We start from the raw sequence: 19,133 nt of genomic DNA on the forward strand, positions 1-19,133 counted from the left end.
CACCTTACGGGTTCGAGGTCACGCTCCGCGTTAAGCCGCCGTGGTTCACCGTGGTGGACTCGACGCCTGCGCCCAGAAGCGTTGCGGCACCCGCCCGGCCCCTCGGGCCAGGTGACCGGCGACAACCGCGGAACGCATCGCCGACGCCATCCGCTCGGGATCCGCCGCCCGGGTGACGGCGGTGGACAGCAGGACGGCGTCGCAGCCGAGCTCCATCGCCAGCGTCGCATCGGACGCCGTGCCGATTCCGGCGTCCAGGATCACCGGAACACCCGCCCGCGAAACGATCAGCTCGATGTTGTGCGGATTCCGGATGCCGAGACCGGTGCCGATCGGCGCGCCCAGCGGCATCACCGCCGCGCAGCCGGCCTCCTCCAGGCGCAGCGCGAGCACCGGGTCGTCGTTCGTGTAGGCGAACACGGTGAACCCGTCGGCGGCCAGCCGTTCGGCGGCGTCGAGGGTCTCGATCGGGTCCGGGAGCAGCGTCCGGTCGTCGGCGTGCACCTCGAGCTTGATCAGGTCGGTTTCCAGCGCCTCGCGGGCGAGCTGCGCGGTGAGCACGGCTTCGGCCGCCGTCCGGCAGCCCGCGGTGTTCGGCAGCAGCTCGATGCCGAGCCTCTTCAGGAGTTCGAGGACACCCGAGCCGCCTTCGGCGTCGGCGCGGCGCATGGCGACCGTGGTCAGCTCGGTGCCGGACGCGACCAGCGCGCGTTCCAGCACGGCGAGGTTGGCCGCGCCGCCGGTGCCGATGATCAGCCGGGACGTCAGCTTGGTCGTGCCGATGACCAGTGGTTCTTCGTCCATTTCAGCCTCCCTGGACCGCGGTGAGCACGTCGAGGACCGCCCCCTTGGGCACGGCGGTGGTGGCCCAGTCGGCGCGGCGGACGACGACCCCGTCGACCGCGACGGCGATGCCGGGCCGCTGCCCGCCGGCCGCGTCGAGGACGTCGGCGACGGTGGCGCCGTCCGGGAACGCCGTCCACTCGCCGTTGAGCTTGATCTCCATCACACGTGCTCCTTCTGGTGCAGGCGGGTGGGGGACGCGGCTTCGGTGCCTTCCGGCGGCGCGTCCCCCTCGAGCCAAGCGACCACGGCGTCCGCGGTCACCGGGGCCATCAGCAGGCCGTTGCGGTGGTGCCCGGTCGCGGCGAAGACACCGTCGTCCAGGACACCGAGGTACGGCAGCGCGTCCCGGCTGCCGGCCCGCAGGCCGGCGGCGGTCTCGGTCAGCTCGTACTCGGTGATCGCGGGAAAGACGCGTTCGGCGCCTTCGAGCAGCTCGCGCACGCCGCGGGCGGTGACGGCCTGGTCGAACCCGGCCTCGTACTGGGTGGCGCCGAGGACGAGCTCCGAGTCGCCACGCGGGACGAGGTAGATCGGGCGGCCTTCGACGACGGCCCGGACGGTGTGCGCAGGCGGCGGCAGGCAGCCGCGGCGGGGTTTGAGCCGCAGGATTTCGCCCTTGAGCGGGCGCACGGCGTCGGCGAGCCGGGGGTGCAGCTGCCCGGTCCAGGCGCCCGCGGCGAGTACGACGGCTTCGGCGTCCGGGAGTTCTTCGACGCGCTCGTGCCGGAACCGGACGTGGTGGTGCACACAGGCGGCGTACAGCGCTTGCAGGAGTTTCCGGTTGTCCACGGCCAGGTCGCCGGGGACGTGGAGTCCACTTCGGACGGACCCGAGGCCGGGTTCGAGGCGCTTGGCCTCCCGGCCGGTGAGCCGCTCGGCCGCGCGGCCGAGGTCGCCGAGGTGGCGGGCGAGGATGTCGAGGTGCCCGGCGTCGGCACTGTCGAAGGCGACGACGAGCGTGCCGTGCCCGGCCAGACCGGGGTCAAAGCCCTCTTTCCGCAGGTCACGAGCGAAATCCGGCCAGCGTCTCAGCGACTCTTCGCCGAGGCGGAGGACGTCCTCCTCGCCCGGCCAGGCCTCGGTGACCGGGGCGAGCATGCCGCCGGCCAGCCAGGACGCGCCGCCGCGCGCGGGTTCGGGGTCGTACAGGGTGACTTCCCGACCGGTGCGCGCGGCACGCCACGCGGCGGACAGGCCGATCACGCCGCCGCCCACCACTGCCAGGTTCGTCATGGAATCACGCTCCCTGCGCCGGCATGACCCGGATCAGGTTCCACGGTCGGAGCGGCAGCTCCCTCTCAGCCCGTGCCTCGGGCTCCCGTGCGGACACCCTCACCCTAACGCGCGATGTACGGTCGCCGCTATGCCCGCCCTCTCCGGTGACAAGATCCGCGCCCGCCTCGACGCGGCGCGCCTGTACCTCTGCACGGACGCCCGCACTTCCCGCGGCGACCTGGCTGCCTTCGCCGACGCGGCCCTCGCGGGCGGCGTCGACATCATCCAGCTGCGCGACAAGACCGGCGCACTGGAGGCGGCCGGCGAGATCGCCGCGCTGGAGGTGCTGGCGGAGGCGTGCGCCCGGCACGGAGCGCTGCTGTCGGTGAACGACCGCGCCGACGTGGCGCTGGCGGTCGGCGCCGACGTGCTGCACCTGGGCCAGGACGACATCCCGGTGCCGCTGGCCCGCCGCGTCCTGGGTGACGACGTGGTGATCGGCCGGTCGACGCACTCGCTCGACCAGGCCCTCGCGGCGGCCGCGGAGCCCGGCGTGGACTACTTCTGCACGGGCCCCTGCTGGCCGACGCCGACCAAGCCGGGCCGGCCGGCACCGGGCCTGGACCTGGTCCGCGACACGGCGGCCTGGGCGCCGGAGCGGCCGTGGTTCGCCATCGGCGGCATCGACGGCGACCGGCTGCCTTCGGTGCTCGAGGCGGGCGCGTCGCGGATCGTGGTGGTCCGGGCGATCACCGAGGCCGAGGACCCCGAGGCCGCGGCCCGCGCACTGCGGGCCGCGCTGCCCTGAGTCACGGGGTCGGCGTCGTCGCCGCGCCCTTGCTGGTCGGCGGGGTCGCCGTGGTGGCCGGAGCCGAGGTCGACGGCTGCTCGGTCGCCGTGCTCGGGGTGGTCGTCGGGGTCTGGGACGACGTCGTCGGCGGGGTCGAGGTGTCCGTCGGGGTCGTGGTCGTCTCCGTCGGGGACACCTGCGTGTCGTCCGTGCTGGGCGCCGGGGTCGTCACCGGGGTCTTGTCCTGGTGGCCGGAGCCGCCGCCGAACAGCTTGCCGACGCTCGCTCCCGTGCCGCCCGCGACCTTGCCGCCCGTCGCCGCATCCACGCCGATCATCGACAGGATCGCCACCGCGAACGCCGCCACGCTCGTGCCGATGATCAACGGCCAGCGCAGCTTCCGCAGCCGCGCGGACAGCCGCGACGGCTCTTCCTCCGGCGGTTTCAGCTGGACCGTCGGCTGGTCGGTGAGGTCGGCCGCCGCCGGCCCGCGCCGCCGGATCCCCGACGTCGCCAGCTGGCGCGCCTTGAGCGCCGCCTCGCGGGTGCGCTGCAGCGAGCGCAGGTACAGCTCGCTGCCGACCGTCGACACCACACTCGCCACGCCGGCGCCCACCACCGTGCCCGCCACGCCCAGTGTCGAGCCGAGCAGCGCCGCGGTCACCGCCGCCAGCGCCGCCGCCAGCACCTGCGCGATCCGCAGGCCCGGCTTCTCTTCCTTCTCCTCCGAAGCCGCTACTTTCTCCTCGCTCATGATCCCGATCTAGGTAGTCAGTGTTCTCCCCTGTCCAACGTCTAAGGCGCGTGAGGCACTCCCCTCGTTGCCACGGCGTGAGGAGGACCACTCTGTCTGTCCATAATAGACACTCCGTTTCGAACGTTTTCTTGACATACTCGGCACATGGAACTGGTGACGATCTCTGACGTCGAGGCCGCCGCGAAGCGTGTCGAAGATGTCGCCGTGCGCACGCCCCTGTTGCTCCAGACCTGGGATCCCCGCGGAACCCTGTGGCTCAAACCCGAAAACCTGCAACCGGTCGGGGCGTTCAAGGTGCGCGGCGCGTTCAACGCCATCGCCACCCTCGACGACGCGGCCCGCGCCCGCGGCGTCATCGCCTACTCGAGCGGCAACCACGCGCAGGCCGTCGCGTACGCCGCGCAGCGGTACGGCGTGCCCGCGGTGATCGTCGTGCCGGACGTCGCGCCGCGGATCAAGGTCGAGGCCACCCGCTCGTACGGCGCCGAGGTCATCGAGGTACCCATCGGCGAACACGAGGGCAAAGCGCGTGAACTGGCCGTCGAACGCGGGCTGACCCTCGTCCCGCCGTTCGACCACGCGGCCATCATCGCCGGGCAGGGCACCGCCGGCCTGGAGATCGCCGAGGACCTGCCGGACGTCGAGGTGGTGCTCGTGCCGATCAGCGGTGGCGGGCTGGCGGCCGGGGTCGGCACGGCGATCAAGGCCCGCTGCCCGCGGGCGCGCGTGATCGGCGTCGAGCCCGCGCTGGCCGCGGACGTCGCCGACAGCCTCCGGCGGGACGAGCTGGTCCGGTGGCCGCAGGCCGACCGCGCCCGCACGATCGCCGACGGCCTCCGCTCGCAACCGTCGGAACTGACGTTCGCCCATTTGCGCGAGGTCGTGGACGGGATGGTGACGGTGTCCGAGGACGAGATCCGCGAGGCGGTCCGCGTCCTCGCCCGCAAGGCCCGGCTGGTCGCCGAGCCCAGCGGCGCGGTCACGACGGCGGCGTACCTCTTCCACGGCGACGAGCTCCCGGCCGGCAAGACGGTCGCGCTCGTCTCGGGCGGCAACGCCGACCCGGCGATGTTCGCCGAAATCCTGGCGGGCTGAACCCCGATGCAGTGAATGACTCATTCCTGGCGTCCGACGCCAGGAATGAGTCATTCACTGCGGTCGGCCGGGGCTAGGAGCCGGCGACGGGGGCCCGGCCGCCGCGGATGTGCGTCGGCGGGCCCTCCACGCCGCAGTGGTAGCACTCGCCCAGGTGGGGGCACTCGTCGTCCGGCTCGACCTCCGAAGACGACGAAGACGAAGCCGGCGGCGCGAGGACGCCGTTGTGGATGCCCAGCGCGATCAGCCCGCCCGCGATCGCCAGGGCCGCGCAGATGACCAGCGCCGTCCGCCAGCCCGCCGTCAGCGCGACCGGGTCCGCGTACGCCTCGCCGGTCAGCCCGGCCGCCGCCGGCAGCACCGCCACCGCCAGCAGGCCGCCGGAGCGGGCGATGGCGTTGTTGACGCCCGACGCCACCCCGGCGTAGCGGTCCGGGGCCGCGGCGAGCACCGTCGCGGTCACCGGGGCGACCACCGTCGCCAGGCCGAGCCCGAACACGACCACCGCGGGGAGCACCGCGCCGAGGTAGGACGCGCCGGGCGCGATGCGCAGCATCAGCAGCATCCCGACGCCGACGATGATCGGGCCGACCACCAGCTGCGTGCGCGGGCCGATGCGCTGCGCGAGCGCGCCGGACCGGCCCGAGAGCAGCAGCATGATCACCGTCAGCGGCAGCCCGGCCAGCCCGGACGCGGTCGGCGAGTAGCCGAGCGAGACCTGCAGCTGCATGACCAGCAGCATCATCACGCCGCCGAGCGCGGCGTAGACGACGAACGTCAACGCGTTCGAGAGGGTGAACGTGCGGTCGCCGAACAGCGACGGCGGCACGAGCGGCTCGTGCGAGCGGTGCTGGACGACGACGAACGCGGCCAGCCCCGCGATCCCCAGCAGGCCCGCACCCAGCACGAGCGGGTCGCCGATGCCGCGGGCGGGCGCCTCCACCAGCGCGCCGGTGATCCCGGCGAGGCCGAGGGCGCCGAGGGCGGCGGCGCCGAAGTCCGGGTGGCCGGTGGCGTCCGGGTCACGGGATTCGGGGACGAACCTCCGCGCCATCAGCACCACCGCGACCGCGATCGGCACGTTGATGAGGAACGCCAGCCGCCACGACCAGACCTGCACGAGGAAGCCGCCGAGCAGCGGCCCGGCGGCGGCCGCGATGCCGCCGAGGCCGGACCAGGCGCCGATCGCGCGGGCGCGGGCGTCGTGCGCGAAGGAGGCCTGCAGGATCGCGAGCGAACCGGGCGTCAGGAGGGCGCCGCCGATGCCCTGCAGGATCCGCGTCGCGACGAGCATCTCGGTGGACGTCGCCGCGGCGCACAGCCCGGACGCGACGCCGAACCAGACCACGCCGACGAGGTACATCCGGCGCCTGCCGTACCGGTCGCCGAGGGAACCGGCGACGAGGATGAGCGCGGCGAGGGCCAGCATGTAGCCGTCGAGGATCCACTGGAGCCCCGCGACGGACGCGTCGAGTTCGGCGCCGATGCGGGGCAGGGCGACGTTGACGATCGTGCCGTCGAGCATCGCCATGCCCGAGCCGAGGATCGTGGTGGCCAGCAGGCCGCGGGCGGCACCGGTGCCCCAGCGGATCCCGGTGTCTTCGGTGGCAGTCACCCGGTCACTTCACCGCGACCGCAGCACCCCGTCAACCCGGCTGGTCGTGAGTGGCAAGGAGGGTTCTAACCCGCCTTACCACTCACGAGGGTTTAGGGCAGCAGGGTCGTCACGAACTTGTAGCGGTCGCCGCGGTAGACCGAGCGGGCGAACTCGACCGGCTTGCCGTCCGTGGCGAACGAGTGCCGGGTCAGCATCAGCACCGGCATGCCGACGTCCGCTCCGAGCATCTCCGCTTCCTGCGGACCCGCCAGTGACGTCTCGATCGTTTCTTCCGCGCGTTCGAGTTCGACGCCGTAGTGCTCGCGTAGAACGGCGTACAACGAACCGCCGGCCGAGACGTGCTTGCGCAGCCCGCGGAAGCGGCCGAGCGGCAGGTGCGTGGTCTCGAGCGCCATCGGCTGCGAGTCCGCCAGCCGAAGTCGTCGAAGGCGGAGGATTTTCGCGCCGGTCCGGATGCCGAGCAGCTTCGCGAGGTCGCCCTCGACCGGCATTTCCTCGACTTCCAACAATTTCGACGACGGCTTCAGGCCCTGCTTGCGCATGTCCTCGGTGTAGGAGGACAGCTGGAGCCGCTGGGCGAGCTTCGGTTCGGCCGCGAAGGTGCCTTTGCCCTGCACGCGGTGCAGGCGCCCCTCGGCGGTCAGGTCGGCCAGGGCCTGGCGCACGGTGGTGCGGGAGACCGTGAACTCCCCGGCGAGCGCGCGTTCGGTCGGGATCGGCGACCCGGGCGGCAGCACGTCCAGGAGGTCGAGGAGGTGCTGTTTCAGCGCCCAGTACTTGGGCTCGCGCTGCCCGCGCATCCCGGCGACGGCGCCCGCCTCGCCCGTGGTGGTGGTCTCCAACATGCCCGGCTCCCTATGTCTTCCCTCATCGCACGCCACGTCCCCGTAAGAAACGTACCCTTTTCCCCAAACGCGCCGCCCCTATAACATTGGTCTAGACCTGACCGACGCCGCCTGAGTCCGGTACATAATGCCGGAGGTGGAGAGGAAAATGATGACCGAAGAACGGCCCGGCGCGCACATGGCCGCGGAGATCGCCCAGCAGCCGGAGGTCCTGGCCGGACTGGTGGCGCGTCAGGCGGAAATCGCCGAAGTGGCGGAAAAGATCTCACAACACCCTCCGCGGTTCGCGTTGCTCGCCGCGCGTGGATCGAGCGACCACGCAGCGTTGTACGCGAAGTACCTGATCGAGGTACTCCTCGGCCTTCCGGCCGGCCTGGTTTCCCCGTCCACGGCGACCCTGTACGGCGCCCGGCCCGATCTGCGGGACGTGCTGTTCGTCACGGTCAGCCAGAGCGGCGGCTCGCCTGACCTGATCGAGGTCACCGAAACGGCGCGGCGCCAGGGCGCGCTGACGGTTTCGGTCACCAACACGCCGGACTCGCCGCTGCGGGCGGCGTCGGAGCTCGGCGTCGACATCGGCGCGGGCGTCGAGAAGGCCGTCGCGGCCACCAAGACGTACTCCGCGACGCTGATGGCGCTGTACCTGCTGATCGACGCGGTGCGCGGCGGCAAGGCGGCCGACGCCGAGAAGATCGGCGAGCTGGCGCAGCAGACCCTCGACGGCGCCGCCGAGGGCGTGCAGCGCGCGGTCGACCGGTACCGCTTCGTGGACCGCGTCCTCACCACCGGCCGCGGCTACTCCTACGCCAGCGCGCTCGAGGGGTCGCTCAAGCTCGCCGAGACCAGCTACCTCGCCGCCCGCGCGTACAGCGGCGCGGACCTGCTGCACGGCCCGGTCGCGGCGGTGGACGGCGAGACCGCGGTGCTCGCGGTGACCAGCGCCGGGCACGGCGGCCGCGCGATGCACGAGGTCCTCGAGGCCGTCGGCAAGCGCGGCGCGGACGTCCTCGCGGTCGGTTCGGCCGCCGCCGAGGTGCCCGCGGCGCTGCGCATCGACGTCGCCCCGACGGTCGAAGAGCTGGCGCCGATCCTGGAGATCCTGCCGATCCAGCGGATCGCGCTCGGCCTGTCGCTGGCCCGCGGCGGCGACCCGGACAGCCCGCGTGGCCTGCTGAAGGTGACCAAGACGAGGTGAGCTTCGCGATCGGCGTCGACGCCGGCGGGACGTCGACCAGGGCCGCGCTGGTCGACGCCGCGGGCGCGGTGCTGGGCACCGGGCGTGGCGAGGGAGCCAACCCGAACGCGCACGCGCCCGAGGTCGCCGCGGGCCGGATCGCCGGCGCGATCACCGCGGCGCTCGGCGCGCACGACCCCGGCGCCGTCCGCGCGTGCGTCGTCGGCATGGCCGGGGTCAGCAAGCTGAGTGACCCGGGCGTGGCGGCGGTCTTCGAGGCGGCCTGGACGCGAATCGGTCTCACGTGTGCCGTCCGGACGGTCGCCGACGCCGAAGTCGCGTACGCGTCGGCGACGCCGGCCCCGGACGGGACGGTCGTCGTCGCCGGCACCGGCTCGATCGTGGGCCGGATCCGGAACCGGCGGCTCTCCGGCACGACCGGTGGCTACGGCTGGCTGCTCGGCGACGAGGGGTCGGCGTTCTGGCTCGGCCGCGAGGCCGTCCGCTCCACTTTGGAGGCACTGGGGCGCGGGCGGCCGCTCGACGGGCTCCCGTCGGCGGTGCTCGCCGCCGCGCTCGGACCGTCCGCAGTGGACGTCCGCGACGACGGCGGGCGGCTGGCCGCGTCCCGGGCGTTGATCACGGCGGCGAACGCGGAGGCCCCGGTCCGGCTCGCCCGGTTCGCCCCGCTGGTGAGCGCGGCGCACGACGCGGGTGAGCCGGCGGCCCGGGAGATCGTCGCCCGCGCAGCCGGGCACCTGGCCGAGAACGCCCTCGCGGCGCGCGAGCCCGGCGAGTCGACTCCGGTCGTGCTCGTCGGCTCCGTGCTCACCGGAGCGAGCCCGGTCGGCGAGCTCGTGCGCCGCCGTCTGGCCGGTCTCGAGGTGCTGACCAGCTCCGATGGGGTGCTGGGGGCCGCGTGGCTGGCGGCCGTGGACGCCTTCGGCGAGGGGACGCCGCGACCCCGGGCGCAAGGATATTGAGCAAAACTCGGCGCAAAGCCGCGAAAACGTCGACTGAACCCGGGTAGTCCGGGTAACGTAGGGAGTGGCCCCCGGACCCTCCCCCCTCGCCGGGGGCCGCCTTATGCCCCGGGTACGTCGTCCGAGCGGGTTTCCGGCGCCAGGCGCAGGCCGGGGTGTTCCGGCGGCAACGCCCGGTAGAGCACCCAGCCACTGGCAGCGACGGTCAGCGCGACGAGCGGCCACGACAGCACCGTGCGGGCCACGCCGAGGGCGATCACCTGGCCGGCCCACCACAGCAGGCCGTAGACGACCACGCGCAGCGTGTACTGGAGCACCCACACCCAGCTGGCCCGGGAGTAGGCCTTGAGCAGCACGGCGTCGCGCCGCCAGCGCGTCTTCTGGCCCAGCAGCAGGCCGACGACGACGCCGAGCAGCGGCCAGCGCACCACGATGCTGGCCGCCCACAGCAGCGCACTGGCCACATTGGACATCAGCTGCAGCAGGAAGAAGTCCTGGGCGCGGCCGGTGTGCAGGGCGATCAGCGCGGCCGCGACGACGGCGGCCAGGCTGACGACGAGCGCGCGGACCTTGCCACCCCCGGCGATCCGGACGATCCCGACCACGACGGCGACCGCGACGGCGGCACCGGCACCCCAGGCCACGGACTGACCGGCGGCCAGCCAGCCGACGACGAAGCCGACGGGCGGGATGCTGGCGTCGAGGGCGCCCCGGCGGCCACCGAGGATCTGCGCGAGCGATTCACGGGGTTCTCCGGACACGTGTCCAGCCTGCCGGATCGGGTCCGGGACGCCCCGGTCAGGGAGATTTTCGCCACACCGGGTGCCGGATTTGCCTCCGAGTGTGCGGTTTCACGGCATGCCGGAGGTGAAGACCACGTAATAGAGAGGCGCAGAAGGCCGACAAGATAAGACACTGTTACCGCAGGCTGAACGCCCGGGGGTGGAGCGGGTTTGCGGCCGATGGTTAGTTGAGGTGTACAACTACATGTCGGGGTGTGTCGGTCGCAGGATGGGAAGGGGACCCAACGTGTACGGATTCGACAGCTACGTAGCCCTCGGTGACAGCTTCACCGAGGGGCTCAACGACGGCCTGCCGGACGGTTCCTTCCGGGGGTGGGCCGACCGGCTCGCGGAGGTGCTGGCCGCCGGCCGCAGCGACTTCCGCTACGCCAACCTGGCGCTGCGGGGCAAGATGCTCGACGAGATCCTGGACGAGCAGCTGCCGATCGCGTTGGAGCTGAAGCCCGATTTGGTGACGCTGTGTGCCGGCGGCAACGACATCATCGTGCCGGGCGCGGACGTCGACGCGGTCACCGAGCGCCTGGAGGAGGGCGTCGCGAAGCTGCGCGAGGCGGGTATCCCGGTGCTGATGTTCAACGGCCCGGACACGAAGGTCCTGTCGGTGATGTCGGTGCTGCGCGGCAAGGTGGCGATCTACAACACGAACCTGTGGGCGATCGCGGAGCGCCACGGAGCCCGCATGGTCGACCTGTGGACGATGGCGCCCCTGCACGACCGCCGAGCCTGGAGCGACGACCGGCTGCACTTCTCCCCGGACGCCCACCGGCGCATCGCACTGAAGGCGGCGGAGGTGCTGGGGATCCCGGTGGAGGCGGACTGGCGCGAGCCGTTGCCCCTGGAGGACACGCCGAACCGCTGGATCGACTCGCGGCGCTCGGACCTGACGTGGACGAAGGTGCACCTGCTGCCGTGGATCCGGCGGCAGCTGCGAGGCGAGTCGATGGGCGACGGGCTGTCGCCGAAGCGGCCGCAGCTGGCGCCGCTGCTGCCGTTGGAGGTGCTCGAGGGGCCGGAGGCTGCGCCGCACCAGCAGGCGAGCTGAAGTCTTCGGGAGGGGCCGGCAGCGCGACCGAAGGGCGGCGGCAGCGTCCTGAATGACCCATTCCTGACTTCCGACGCAGTGAATGAGTCATTCACGGCAGGACCGGCCCACCACGACACTCGCCCGGGACGGGTTTCCCGGCTGGGCCGCGCTCCGGCAGGTTCCGCAGAGCTGCAGTGAGCCCCTTGCCAGGGAGCTCACCGGCGTGAACGGAACGCCGGCACCCCACCCAGACCTCCCCGCCACCCCGATCCGAAGCCAGAACACGGCCGGTGGTGCCGGGTCAAGGCACGCTTTCCCGCCTTGACCCGGTACCACCGGCCGTAGTCACAATCCGGCTTCGGGGTGGTGGGCACCGAGCTGCCCGCGCGGAGGCGGGCCTCGGATCAGCTGCACCTCCGAAGGTGCAACTGGTGACGCGGTGCGGGTTTCCCGCGGCGCCCGATGGCTTGATCGGTGTGGCAGTGGTCGGCCGGGGGAACGTGTGCCGCCGAGGCGGGATGGAGGCCTGCGGGCGGCGGCCGGTGCGCCCATCACACCTTCCGGCTTCCGGCTTCCGGCTCGCGGCTCGCGGCTCGCGGCTCGCGGCTCGCGGCTCGCGGCTCGCGGCTCGCGGCTCCCGGCTCCCGGCTCCCGGCTCCCGGCTCCCGGCTCCCGGCTCCCGGCTCCCGGCTCCCGGCTCCCGGCTCCCGGCTCCCGGCTCCCGGCTCCCGGCTCCCGGCTCCCGAATGATCCTCTTCCCCCCTGGACCTGGCCGCCGAACACCCCCGGACCTGGCCCACCCTCCCAGGGGGAGCCACCCGCTTCCAGCGTACCGCCCACCTCCGACAGAACGTGCCCAACCGAACACGATCTCCCGAGTTGTCCACATGTCGACTTACCTGGGGACAACTTGTGGAACACCACCCGGATTCAGGTCGCCAACCCGCGGCACCCGGCTTACAGTCCCCTTATGCGTCGGCGCTGGATCCTCGTGGTCCCGGTTGCGGTGCTGGTCACAGCGCTGCTCGCGGGTATCGCCACCTGGACTCGGTCCGGGAGCATGGAGCGGGACCTGACCGCGCGGGCGCAGGCCGCGCTCTTCCAGGCCGGCCTGCCCACCGGGGATGTCCGGTTCGACGGACGGGACGCCACCCTCAGCGGGTTCCCGCCCGCGCAAGCGCTCCAAGCCCTCGAAATCGTGCAGCACGTCGAGGGCGTCCGGGCCGCGAAGGTCAACGGTGACGTCATCCCCGTGGCTCCGAGCAGCACCACCGCGACCACGGCACCGACGACGACCACCACCACGAGCCCGCCCCCGACCACCAGCACCACCGCTCCGCCGCCCACCGACAAGGCCGGCGTGCAGGCCGAGATCGACCGGATGCTCACCGAGACACCCATCGCCTTCGAGCCCGACACGGCCAAGCTCACGCCCGACGGCGAACAGGCCGCGCGCAGCATCGCGGTCGCCCTCGCCAAGGCGCCCGCCGGGTTCCGATACCGCGTCACCGGGCACGTCGCGCGGGGGCCCGGCGGGGAGAGCGCCGCCCTCAAACTCTCGCGGGACCGCGCCCGGGCCGTCGCGCGGATCCTGACCGCCAACGGGCTGACGGCCAACCGCGTGACCTACCGGGGGCTGGGCGACACCCGGCCCGCCACCGGTGGCGAAGAAGACCGGCGTGTCGAGATCACGGTCGTTTGAGGGGTGATGAGCTGATGTTCTGGCTGTTCGGGCAGATCTGGCTGTGGCTGATCGTCGCCTTCGCCCTGGGTGCGCTCACCTCGTGGCTCGTGGCGCGCGCCGTCCAGCGCCCCCAGCCCGAGACCGCGCCCGAAGCGCTCGAAGAACCCGAGGAGGAACCGCGGTACGAGCCGCCGCCCCCGCTGTCGACCGAGCAGACGCAGTTCATCCCCGCCGCCTGGGCGCAGCACGCGGCCGATCGGCGGCCCGAGGTGCACGACGACGAAGAAGAACCGGATCCCGTCGGGCACCGCGAAGGGCACCTGCCGCTGCCGCCGCAGCGCGGGGCGGAGGCCGAGCAGTGGCCGACCGAAGACGAGCCCGCCTGGCCGCAGGCCGAAGAGGCCCCGCAGTGGCCGCAGCAGCCTGGGCGCGGTGGCTGACACCCATCCTGGTAAGTTCGGCTACGCACTGTGAGCGAGGGCTGAGGAGGGGTGTGTGGCGCTCCCCCATTGGACGTCGCAGCAGGTCCTGCCGCCGGGCCGGCACGCGGGGGATCTCGCCGACGTCTACGAACGCCTGGTGTTCGACGCCCCGCACCAGAACGACCGCGAGATCCTGTTCAGCGCGCTCAACAGCTACCTCGGCGTCGCCCGGCGGATCATCCCGTCCGGCCGCGCCTGGATCGGCGGCGAGCTCATCACCCGGACCGTCCACCCGCCGCGCAGCCTCGACGTCGTCCTCATCCCGGACGAGTGGGGCGCGCTCAAGCGGCTCGACGACGCCGGCCGGTCGGCGCTCTACGGCCTGCTCACGCTGCGCGGCGTGATCGTCGGGCAGCCGGCGATGTACCTCGACCAGGTGCAGCCGGTCGGCGGCATGCTGGACGGCTTCCTCTGCCGTCCCGGCGACGAAGACGTGTGGGCCGAGGTCTGGGCCGAAGGCGGCAGGGGCTACCCGGAGATGATCTGGTGAGGAACGAGTTCCGGCGCATCGCCGACGAGATCCCCGGCGGCACGTGGCTCGACGACCTGGCCCGCGCCTCGGCGATGGCGGCCAACGCCAAGTTCGAGCGGACGTCCCGCTCGCCGCTGCTGCACGTCTCGGTGATCGGCGAGCAGACCATCGACGCCTACACGTTCTCCGACATCAGCCGCGCCCTGCAGGACGCGACGGCGAAGATCGGGCACATCATCCGGAACCCCTCCGGCGAGGTCACCCAGGTCCAACAGACCGACCGGGACAAGGCGCCGCTGATCCAGCGCGGCCAGGCGGGCAACGCGATCTTCTTCGGCTTCCCGGAGCCGCTGGCCGACGACGCCCTGATCGTCGACGGCATCGAGACGCTGTCCGAGCGCGCGGTCAAGGAGCTGTGCGACTTTCTGCCGGCGAACGGCTCGGACGACGGCGCGCTCGACGCCGTGCTGCTCCAGCGCGACACGGTCCGCAACGCCGTCAGCGACATCGTCAACGCGGTCGCGAAGAACGCCGGCATCGGGATGGCGCTGACCCCGACCGCGGGCGAGCAGGTCACCCGCAGCATGACCACCGAGCAGGCCCGGATCCTGCAGGGCAGCCTCCGCGAGTCCCGCGAGGAGGTCGGCTACGAGACGGTGCGCGGGCGGCTCGACGGCGTCCGCACCCGGCGCCGGATCTTCTACCTCGACCGCGAGTCGGGCGGCACGATCCAGGGCGCGGTGGCGCCGGACCTGCTCGACCAGATCAAGGAGAACCTCGACCGCCCGGTGACCGCCCGGTTGCGCGTCGTGCGCACGACGACGATCGACGGCCGTCGCGGACGGCCCGTCTTCGAACTCCTCGAAATCACCCCCGAAGTAAGCCTTTTCGACTGAAAAGTCCGTTGTGCGACTTTCGTCGTGAACAGTGGTACCGACGGTCGTCGTGGGCCGAACGGCCACGAAAACAGTGGGAACTCCGATATTCTTCGCATTGATCATCGGGCCACGTCATGCCCGCCATGTCAGGAAATATCGATACCCGCACGTAAATGGTGGGACAATGACTTTTTCCGGAATGTAACAATTTCGCCCGGGGCCACACTTATGGGTTAACGTCGTCGCACTCCCACCCGAAGGGGTTCGCATGATGACCGACCCGCAGTACCCGCCGGCCACCGCGCGCCACGGCAGACCCGCGCCGCCGGTGACGGCCACGGAGCGTCGTCAAGCCAATGCGAAGCCCGCGCGGAACATCCTGGCCGTCGTCGGCCTGCTGCTCGGCGTGGCCGCGCTGGTCGTCACCTTCGTGCCGGACATCGAGTGGGTCGCGTGGCCGCTGGGCGGGATCGGGCTGATCCTGGCCGTCACCGGGCTGGTCCAGGTCAAGAAGGGCACCGTGGGCGATCGCGGGGTGGCCGTCACCGCCACCGTCGTCACCGCCGCCGCGCTGCTCACCACGGGCGGGATGCTGCTGTACTCGACCTTCCTCGGCGGCGGCGAGTCCGGGCTCCACCTGCCCGCGGTGGCCACCGACAAGCACGCCGTGACGTTCCAGGTGACCTCGGCGGGCGGCGCGACCGTGCGCTACGGCAGCCTCAACGACCAGCGCACCGAAAACGCGCCAGCCAGCACCGACGCGTGGCAGGGGCAGGCGTCCTACAACAATGGCTCCTACCTGTTGACGCTCACCGCGGACACCCGCAATGCGACGGTCAGCAACGAAATCCGCTGCGCCATTCTGGTCGACGGCAAGAAGGTCGCGGAAAACAGCGGGACGACGATCGCGCTCTGCACCGCGAACGTCGGCTGAGCGGGGATGCGCCTGGCGACCGGCCGGCCTACCCCCACGTCGGCCGGCCGGGCCGCCACGAGCCGCTCCTGGCGGCTCCGGGCCCTGCGGGGGGATTTCCCGCGCGGGACCTGGCACCGGCGTCTCCGCCTGCCCCTCCCCTAGGGCTCAGCCGGCACCGCCGAACCTACGCGGACACCGCCCGCGCCCACTAAGAATCCACTAAGGATTCAGCACGGGGGCGGGGTCGTGACCCATTCGCAACGAAATTCCCGCTGCCCGAAAGGGCCGGAAAGACTTCACTGCAGATCGGCGAGTTCGGAGCGCACCTCACCGACGAGCTTCGGGTGCACGCGCTCGTAAATGCGCACCGACAACGCCAGTTGTTCGCGCGCGCCGTCGATGTCGCCGCGGGCCCGCAGCACCCGGCCCAGCGTCAGCCGCAGCGTCCCTTCCCGCGCGACGAACTCGCGGCTGATCGCCAGGTCGATCGCTTCCCAGACGTACCGCTCGGCGGCCTCGTGGTCCCCGGCCCGCAGGCTGAGCTCGGCCAGCTTGCCCAGGGAGGCGACGACCTGGTCGTCGTCACCGAGTTCGCGGTCGATCCGCAGGCCGGCGCGCTGGTGGGCGATCGCGGCGGGCAGCCGGCCCGCCCGCTTCTCCGCCTGCGCGCAGCTGCTGAGCGCCTGGCCGCGCAGGGTGACGTCGGGGGCGTTCGCGATGGCCTCGGCCAGCCGCTCGATGGCCGCTTCGTGTTCGCCGAGCCGGCTCAGCGCGCGGCCGAGGTGCAGGTCCACCGACGTGCGCAGCCGCTCGTCGCCCGAGGCGGCGGAGAGCTCCGCCGCCCGTTCGGCGTCGGCGAGCCCGAAGCCCGGCAATTCGAAGGTGAGCGCGATCTCGCACCGCGCGAGCCGCAGCCAGCACTGCCCCGCGACGTCGCCCGCGGCTTCGGCGGCGGCGACGCCGAGGTCGGCCATCCGCATCCACTCGTCCAGCAGCGGGCAGGCGACGCGGTAGGTGTGCGCCAGCCGGGCCAGCCGCCAGGCGTCGCCGTGGCGCCCGGCCGCGTACGCGGCGTCGAGGACGGCCAGGAGGTTCGGCCACTCGGCCGCGAACCAGTCGTGCGCCTCGGCGAAGCCGGACAGCGGCGGTATCGCGTCGTCGGCGAGGACGTGGGAGAAGTCGAGCGGGTCGGCGACCCGGCCGAGCCGTCGCCGCGCCCGGTCGGCCACCGCCTGGTAGTAGCGGACCGTCGAGCCGAGCACTTCGTCGCGGTCCTTGTCGCTCAGTTCCTGCTCCGCGAGCTCCCGCAGGTACAGCGAGACGAGGTCGTGCGGCACGAAGACGTCGCGCTCGGTCTCGGCGATGAGGTTGTGCGCGGCCAGCGCGCGCAGCCGCCGCCGGGCCTCGGCCACCGGGATCTGCGCGACCGCGGCCACCACGTGCGGCCCGGCCATCACCCCGGGCACCGCGCCCAGCTGCAGGAACGTCTCGGCGACTTCGCCGGGCAGCCCGCGGAAGGAGACGTCGAACGCCGCGCGGACGCTGTCGTCGGCGCCGTCGACCTGGAGCCCCGCGAGTCGGGTGCGTTCGTTGCCGAGTTCGTCGACGAGCTCCTCCGCCGTTCGCTGGGCACCGGCCGAAAGCCGCGCGCCCGCGATCCGCAGCGCCAGCGGGAGGTAGCCGCAGAGCCGCGCGAGGGCGTGATTGAGGCTCGCCGGGCCGGCGAGCTCCTCGATCAGCGCGACGGCGTCGTCGGGCGCGAGGGTGCCGAGCACGCGCTGCTTGGCCGCGTTCGACACGGCGAGCCCGTCGAGGCGTGAGCGGCTGGTCACCACCGTCATCGTGCGCGCGCTCGGCGGCAGCAGCGGGCGCACCTGCTCGGCGGTGCGGGCGTCGTCGAGCAGGACCAGCATCCGCCGTCCGGCGATCAGCGAGCGGTAGAGCGCGACGCGCTCGTGCAGCAGCTCCGGGACCTTCGCGGTTTCGACGCCGAGGCCGAGCAGGAACTGGGTGAGCAGTTCGGCCGGTTCCAGCGGCGGGTGGTGCGGGTCGAAGCCGCGCAGCGACGCGAACAGCACGCCGTCCGGGAACCGCGAAGCAACGCGGTGCGCCCACCACACGACGAGCGTGCTCTTGCCGACCCCGGCGGTGCCGCTGACCACGGCGATCGTCGTCTGCCCGGCCTCGGCCCGGGTGACCAGGCCGTCGAGCCAGGCCAGCTCTTCGGCGCGCCCGGCCAGGTTCGGCACCGCCGCGGGCAGCTGCGAAATCGCCGAACCGCCGCTTTCCCGGGCAAGGAGCGGCCCCTGGTGGGCACCTTCGCGAGAAAGCGGCGGGAGGTCGTCGTTGAGAACCCGCTCGTGCAGCCAGCGCAGTTCGGCGCCGGGCTCGACGCCGAGGGTCCGCAGCGTCGCGCGGGAGACCGTCCGGTACAGCTCGAGCGCGTCCCCGCGGCGGCCCGCGTGGTAGAGCGCCCGCATCAGCTGCCCGGCGGCCCGCTCGGCCAGCGGATCGGCCCGGACGATCGGGCTGAGCTCGACGATCAGCTCCGCGTGCCGGCCGAGTTCGAGGTCGGCGTCGACGCGGGCGCCGTGCACGGCCTTGCGGAGGTCCTCCAGCTCGGGGGCCCGCAGCGAGTCCGGCACCCCGCCCAGCGCCGGGCCCTGCCAGAGCGCCAGCGCTTCGGCCAGCAGCGCGGCGGCGACCTCCGGGCCGGCCACCGACGCGCGGTCCAGCAGCGTGCGCGCCCGGTGGACGTCGATCCGGTCGGGCTCGACGTCCAGCCGGTAGCCCGGCGGGGTGGTGAGGATGCGCGGGCCGTCGAGGTCGCGCAGGATCCGCCGCAGGTGGGAGACGTTGCCGTGGACGATGGTCCGCGCGGTCGCCGGCGGGTCGTGGCCCCACAGGGCGTCGATGATCTCGTCGAGCCCGACGACCTTGCCGGGCTTGAGCGCCAGCAGCGCGAGCAGGCCGCGAACCCCGGGGCCGCCGATCGGGACAGGGTCGTCGCCGTGGAAGAGCTGAACGGGCCCGAGCAGCTGGAGCCGGGTCTGGGCCATGCTCGCGCCCACCTCCCCGGGTCCACGGTGTCCCCCGGCGTCGCCCCCGCCGGAAAAATCAACCTACCGTGGTGGCCGATCGGCGAATACCGCCCCACCGGGCCGGGACCAGGACTTTTCGCGACGCTGCGGATTCCGCAGCCGGGATCGGCCGGGCCTGCGATTGACGCCGGACATGACAGGACCCCGTACCACCGGTCCCGATCCGGTGGTACGGGGTCACTGGCAAAACCTCGGCCGGGCCGCCAGGGGGCCGGTCCGCCCGTCCGCCACCGAGGGCAACCGGGCAGGTGAGCTCACCCCGAGCGAAGACCCGCCGCCGGCCGTCCACGAAGACGTGTTGCACGGGCCACACACCCGCGCGGTGGCGTCACGGTAACAGGCCGCACCGAGTCAGTCACCGGTGGGTCGGGGTGATGCCGCGCCGCGGCGCCATGAATGACCCATTCCTGACCTCCGACGCCAGGAATGAGTCATTCACTGCGTTGCCGG

20 protein-coding genes and 1 riboswitch are annotated in these 19,133 nt (G+C 72.7%); of the genes, 12 read left to right on the forward strand and 8 right to left on the reverse strand.

The window, feature by feature from the left end; translation table 11 throughout:
• Positions 1-45: 45 nt before the first annotated feature.
• The 3 genes from thiG to thiO form a co-directional block, all read right to left on the reverse strand.
• Positions 46-804 carry a thiazole synthase gene (gene thiG / locus ACFPLC_RS10205; protein ID WP_378194143.1) on the reverse strand — a complete coding sequence of 253 codons (759 nt, stop codon included), beginning with the start codon at positions 802-804 and terminating at the stop codon, positions 46-48.
• Between the two features lies 1 nt (position 805).
• Positions 806-1,006, reverse strand: a complete 201-nt coding sequence (thiS, locus tag ACFPLC_RS10210; protein ID WP_378194146.1) for a sulfur carrier protein ThiS — start codon at positions 1,004-1,006, stop codon at positions 806-808.
• On the reverse strand, positions 1,006-2,079 hold the full coding sequence (thiO, locus tag ACFPLC_RS10215; RefSeq protein WP_378194149.1) for a glycine oxidase ThiO: 1,074 nt from the start codon (positions 2,077-2,079) through the stop codon (positions 1,006-1,008). Before thiO ends, thiS begins: the two co-directional genes overlap by 1 nt.
• A riboswitch (TPP riboswitch) is annotated at positions 2,073-2,178 on the reverse strand. (Overlaps the previous gene by 7 nt.)
• A 31-nt stretch (positions 2,179-2,209) precedes the next feature.
• Here thiO and thiE point away from each other — a divergent pair.
• On the forward strand, positions 2,210-2,869 hold the full coding sequence (gene thiE / locus ACFPLC_RS10220; RefSeq protein ID WP_191311822.1) for a thiamine phosphate synthase: 660 nt from the start codon (positions 2,210-2,212) through the stop codon (positions 2,867-2,869).
• Position 2,870: 1 nt separating this feature from the next.
• Here the strand turns inward: thiE and ACFPLC_RS10225 are convergent, their stop codons facing one another.
• Positions 2,871-3,605, reverse strand: a complete 735-nt coding sequence (locus ACFPLC_RS10225) for a hypothetical protein (RefSeq protein ID WP_378194153.1) — start codon at positions 3,603-3,605, stop codon at positions 2,871-2,873.
• Positions 3,606-3,752: 147 nt separating this feature from the next.
• Here ACFPLC_RS10225 and ACFPLC_RS10230 point away from each other — a divergent pair, with 147 nt between their 5' ends.
• Positions 3,753-4,703 carry a threonine ammonia-lyase gene (locus tag ACFPLC_RS10230; RefSeq protein ID WP_378194156.1) on the forward strand — a complete coding sequence of 317 codons (951 nt, stop codon included), beginning with the start codon at positions 3,753-3,755 and terminating at the stop codon, positions 4,701-4,703.
• A gap of 73 nt (positions 4,704-4,776) precedes the next feature.
• On the opposite strand, the gene ACFPLC_RS10235 is transcribed toward ACFPLC_RS10230, so the two are convergent.
• Positions 4,777-6,318: an MFS transporter gene (locus ACFPLC_RS10235; protein ID WP_378194159.1), complete on the reverse strand. Its 1,542-nt coding sequence runs from the start codon at positions 6,316-6,318 to the stop codon at positions 4,777-4,779.
• Between the two features lie 92 nt (positions 6,319-6,410).
• On the reverse strand, positions 6,411-7,166 hold the full coding sequence (locus ACFPLC_RS10240) for a GntR family transcriptional regulator (RefSeq protein WP_086846871.1): 756 nt from the start codon (positions 7,164-7,166) through the stop codon (positions 6,411-6,413).
• Between the two features lie 148 nt (positions 7,167-7,314).
• On the opposite strand from ACFPLC_RS10240, the gene ACFPLC_RS10245 reads away from it, so the two are divergent.
• Both ACFPLC_RS10245 and ACFPLC_RS10250 read left to right on the forward strand, forming a co-directional pair.
• Positions 7,315-8,361 carry an SIS domain-containing protein gene (locus ACFPLC_RS10245; RefSeq protein ID WP_191311830.1) on the forward strand — a complete coding sequence of 349 codons (1,047 nt, stop codon included), beginning with the start codon at positions 7,315-7,317 and terminating at the stop codon, positions 8,359-8,361.
• Entirely contained in the window at positions 8,358-9,323 is a 966-nt protein-coding gene (locus tag ACFPLC_RS10250; protein ID WP_378194162.1) for an N-acetylglucosamine kinase, read from the forward strand. The genes ACFPLC_RS10245 and ACFPLC_RS10250 overlap by 4 nt, the downstream gene beginning before the upstream one ends.
• A 101-nt stretch (positions 9,324-9,424) precedes the next feature.
• On the opposite strand, the gene ACFPLC_RS10255 is transcribed toward ACFPLC_RS10250, so the two are convergent.
• The gene (locus tag ACFPLC_RS10255; protein WP_378194165.1) at positions 9,425-10,084 is read right to left on the reverse strand and encodes a DUF3159 domain-containing protein; all 660 of its coding nucleotides are present in this window, start codon (positions 10,082-10,084) and stop codon (positions 9,425-9,427) included.
• A gap of 268 nt (positions 10,085-10,352) precedes the next feature.
• Between ACFPLC_RS10255 and ACFPLC_RS10260 the strand changes: the two genes are divergently transcribed.
• The 7 genes from ACFPLC_RS10260 (at position 10,353) to ACFPLC_RS10290 (ending at position 15,600) form a co-directional block, all read left to right on the forward strand.
• Positions 10,353-11,168, forward strand: a complete 816-nt coding sequence (locus ACFPLC_RS10260) for an SGNH/GDSL hydrolase family protein (protein ID WP_378194168.1) — start codon at positions 10,353-10,355, stop codon at positions 11,166-11,168.
• A gap of 456 nt (positions 11,169-11,624) precedes the next feature.
• On the forward strand, positions 11,625-11,900 hold the full coding sequence (locus tag ACFPLC_RS10265) for a hypothetical protein (protein WP_378235787.1): 276 nt from the start codon (positions 11,625-11,627) through the stop codon (positions 11,898-11,900).
• Positions 11,901-12,120: 220 nt separating this feature from the next.
• Positions 12,121-12,852, forward strand: coding sequence for an OmpA family protein (locus ACFPLC_RS10270; RefSeq protein WP_378194172.1), 732 nt, complete (start codon positions 12,121-12,123; stop codon positions 12,850-12,852).
• Between the two features lie 14 nt (positions 12,853-12,866).
• Positions 12,867-13,274, forward strand: a complete 408-nt coding sequence (locus ACFPLC_RS10275) for a hypothetical protein (protein WP_378194175.1) — start codon at positions 12,867-12,869, stop codon at positions 13,272-13,274.
• 55 nt (positions 13,275-13,329) lie between these two features.
• A complete protein-coding gene (locus tag ACFPLC_RS10280; protein ID WP_378194178.1) occupies positions 13,330-13,806 on the forward strand; it encodes a DUF6932 family protein in 477 nt (158 codons plus the stop codon).
• On the forward strand, positions 13,803-14,684 hold the full coding sequence (locus tag ACFPLC_RS10285; RefSeq protein WP_086852001.1) for a hypothetical protein: 882 nt from the start codon (positions 13,803-13,805) through the stop codon (positions 14,682-14,684). The genes ACFPLC_RS10280 and ACFPLC_RS10285 overlap by 4 nt, the downstream gene beginning before the upstream one ends.
• Before the next feature lie 250 nt (positions 14,685-14,934).
• On the forward strand, positions 14,935-15,600 hold the full coding sequence (locus tag ACFPLC_RS10290) for a DUF4190 domain-containing protein (RefSeq protein WP_378194181.1): 666 nt from the start codon (positions 14,935-14,937) through the stop codon (positions 15,598-15,600).
• Positions 15,601-15,878: 278 nt separating this feature from the next.
• Here the strand turns inward: ACFPLC_RS10290 and ACFPLC_RS10295 are convergent, their stop codons facing one another.
• Positions 15,879-18,641 (reverse strand): AfsR/SARP family transcriptional regulator, encoded by a 2,763-nt coding sequence (locus ACFPLC_RS10295; protein ID WP_378194184.1) that lies wholly within the window; start codon positions 18,639-18,641, stop codon positions 15,879-15,881.
• 175 nt (positions 18,642-18,816) lie between these two features.
• Between ACFPLC_RS10295 and ACFPLC_RS10300 the strand changes: the two genes are divergently transcribed.
• Positions 18,817-19,020: a hypothetical protein gene (locus ACFPLC_RS10300; RefSeq protein ID WP_378235788.1), complete on the forward strand. Its 204-nt coding sequence runs from the start codon at positions 18,817-18,819 to the stop codon at positions 19,018-19,020.
• Positions 19,021-19,133: the final 113 nt, after the last annotated feature.

The sequence above is a fragment of the Amycolatopsis plumensis genome, assembly GCF_042652605.1.
Classification (GTDB): domain Bacteria; phylum Actinomycetota; class Actinomycetes; order Mycobacteriales; family Pseudonocardiaceae; genus Amycolatopsis; species Amycolatopsis plumensis.

Coding starts and splice junctions, on each gene's coding strand:
- ACFPLC_RS10240 (WP_086846871.1), bottom strand. CDS start 7,166: ATGTTGGAGACCACCACCACGGGCGAGGCGGGCGCCGTCGCCGGGATG.
- ACFPLC_RS10270 (WP_378194172.1), top strand. CDS start 12,121: ATGCGTCGGCGCTGGATCCTCGTGGTCCCGGTTGCGGTGCTGGTCACA.
- ACFPLC_RS10275 (WP_378194175.1), top strand. CDS start 12,867: ATGTTCTGGCTGTTCGGGCAGATCTGGCTGTGGCTGATCGTCGCCTTC.
- thiS (WP_378194146.1), bottom strand. CDS start 1,006: ATGGAGATCAAGCTCAACGGCGAGTGGACGGCGTTCCCGGACGGCGCC.
- thiE (WP_191311822.1), top strand. CDS start 2,210: ATGCCCGCCCTCTCCGGTGACAAGATCCGCGCCCGCCTCGACGCGGCG.
- ACFPLC_RS10300 (WP_378235788.1), top strand. CDS start 18,817: ATGACAGGACCCCGTACCACCGGTCCCGATCCGGTGGTACGGGGTCAC.
- ACFPLC_RS10225 (WP_378194153.1), bottom strand. CDS start 3,605: ATGAGCGAGGAGAAAGTAGCGGCTTCGGAGGAGAAGGAAGAGAAGCCG.
- thiG (WP_378194143.1), bottom strand. CDS start 804: ATGGACGAAGAACCACTGGTCATCGGCACGACCAAGCTGACGTCCCGG.
- ACFPLC_RS10245 (WP_191311830.1), top strand. CDS start 7,315: ATGATGACCGAAGAACGGCCCGGCGCGCACATGGCCGCGGAGATCGCC.
- thiO (WP_378194149.1), bottom strand. CDS start 2,079: ATGACGAACCTGGCAGTGGTGGGCGGCGGCGTGATCGGCCTGTCCGCC.
- ACFPLC_RS10290 (WP_378194181.1), top strand. CDS start 14,935: ATGATGACCGACCCGCAGTACCCGCCGGCCACCGCGCGCCACGGCAGA.
- ACFPLC_RS10230 (WP_378194156.1), top strand. CDS start 3,753: ATGGAACTGGTGACGATCTCTGACGTCGAGGCCGCCGCGAAGCGTGTC.
- ACFPLC_RS10295 (WP_378194184.1), bottom strand. CDS start 18,641: ATGGCCCAGACCCGGCTCCAGCTGCTCGGGCCCGTTCAGCTCTTCCAC.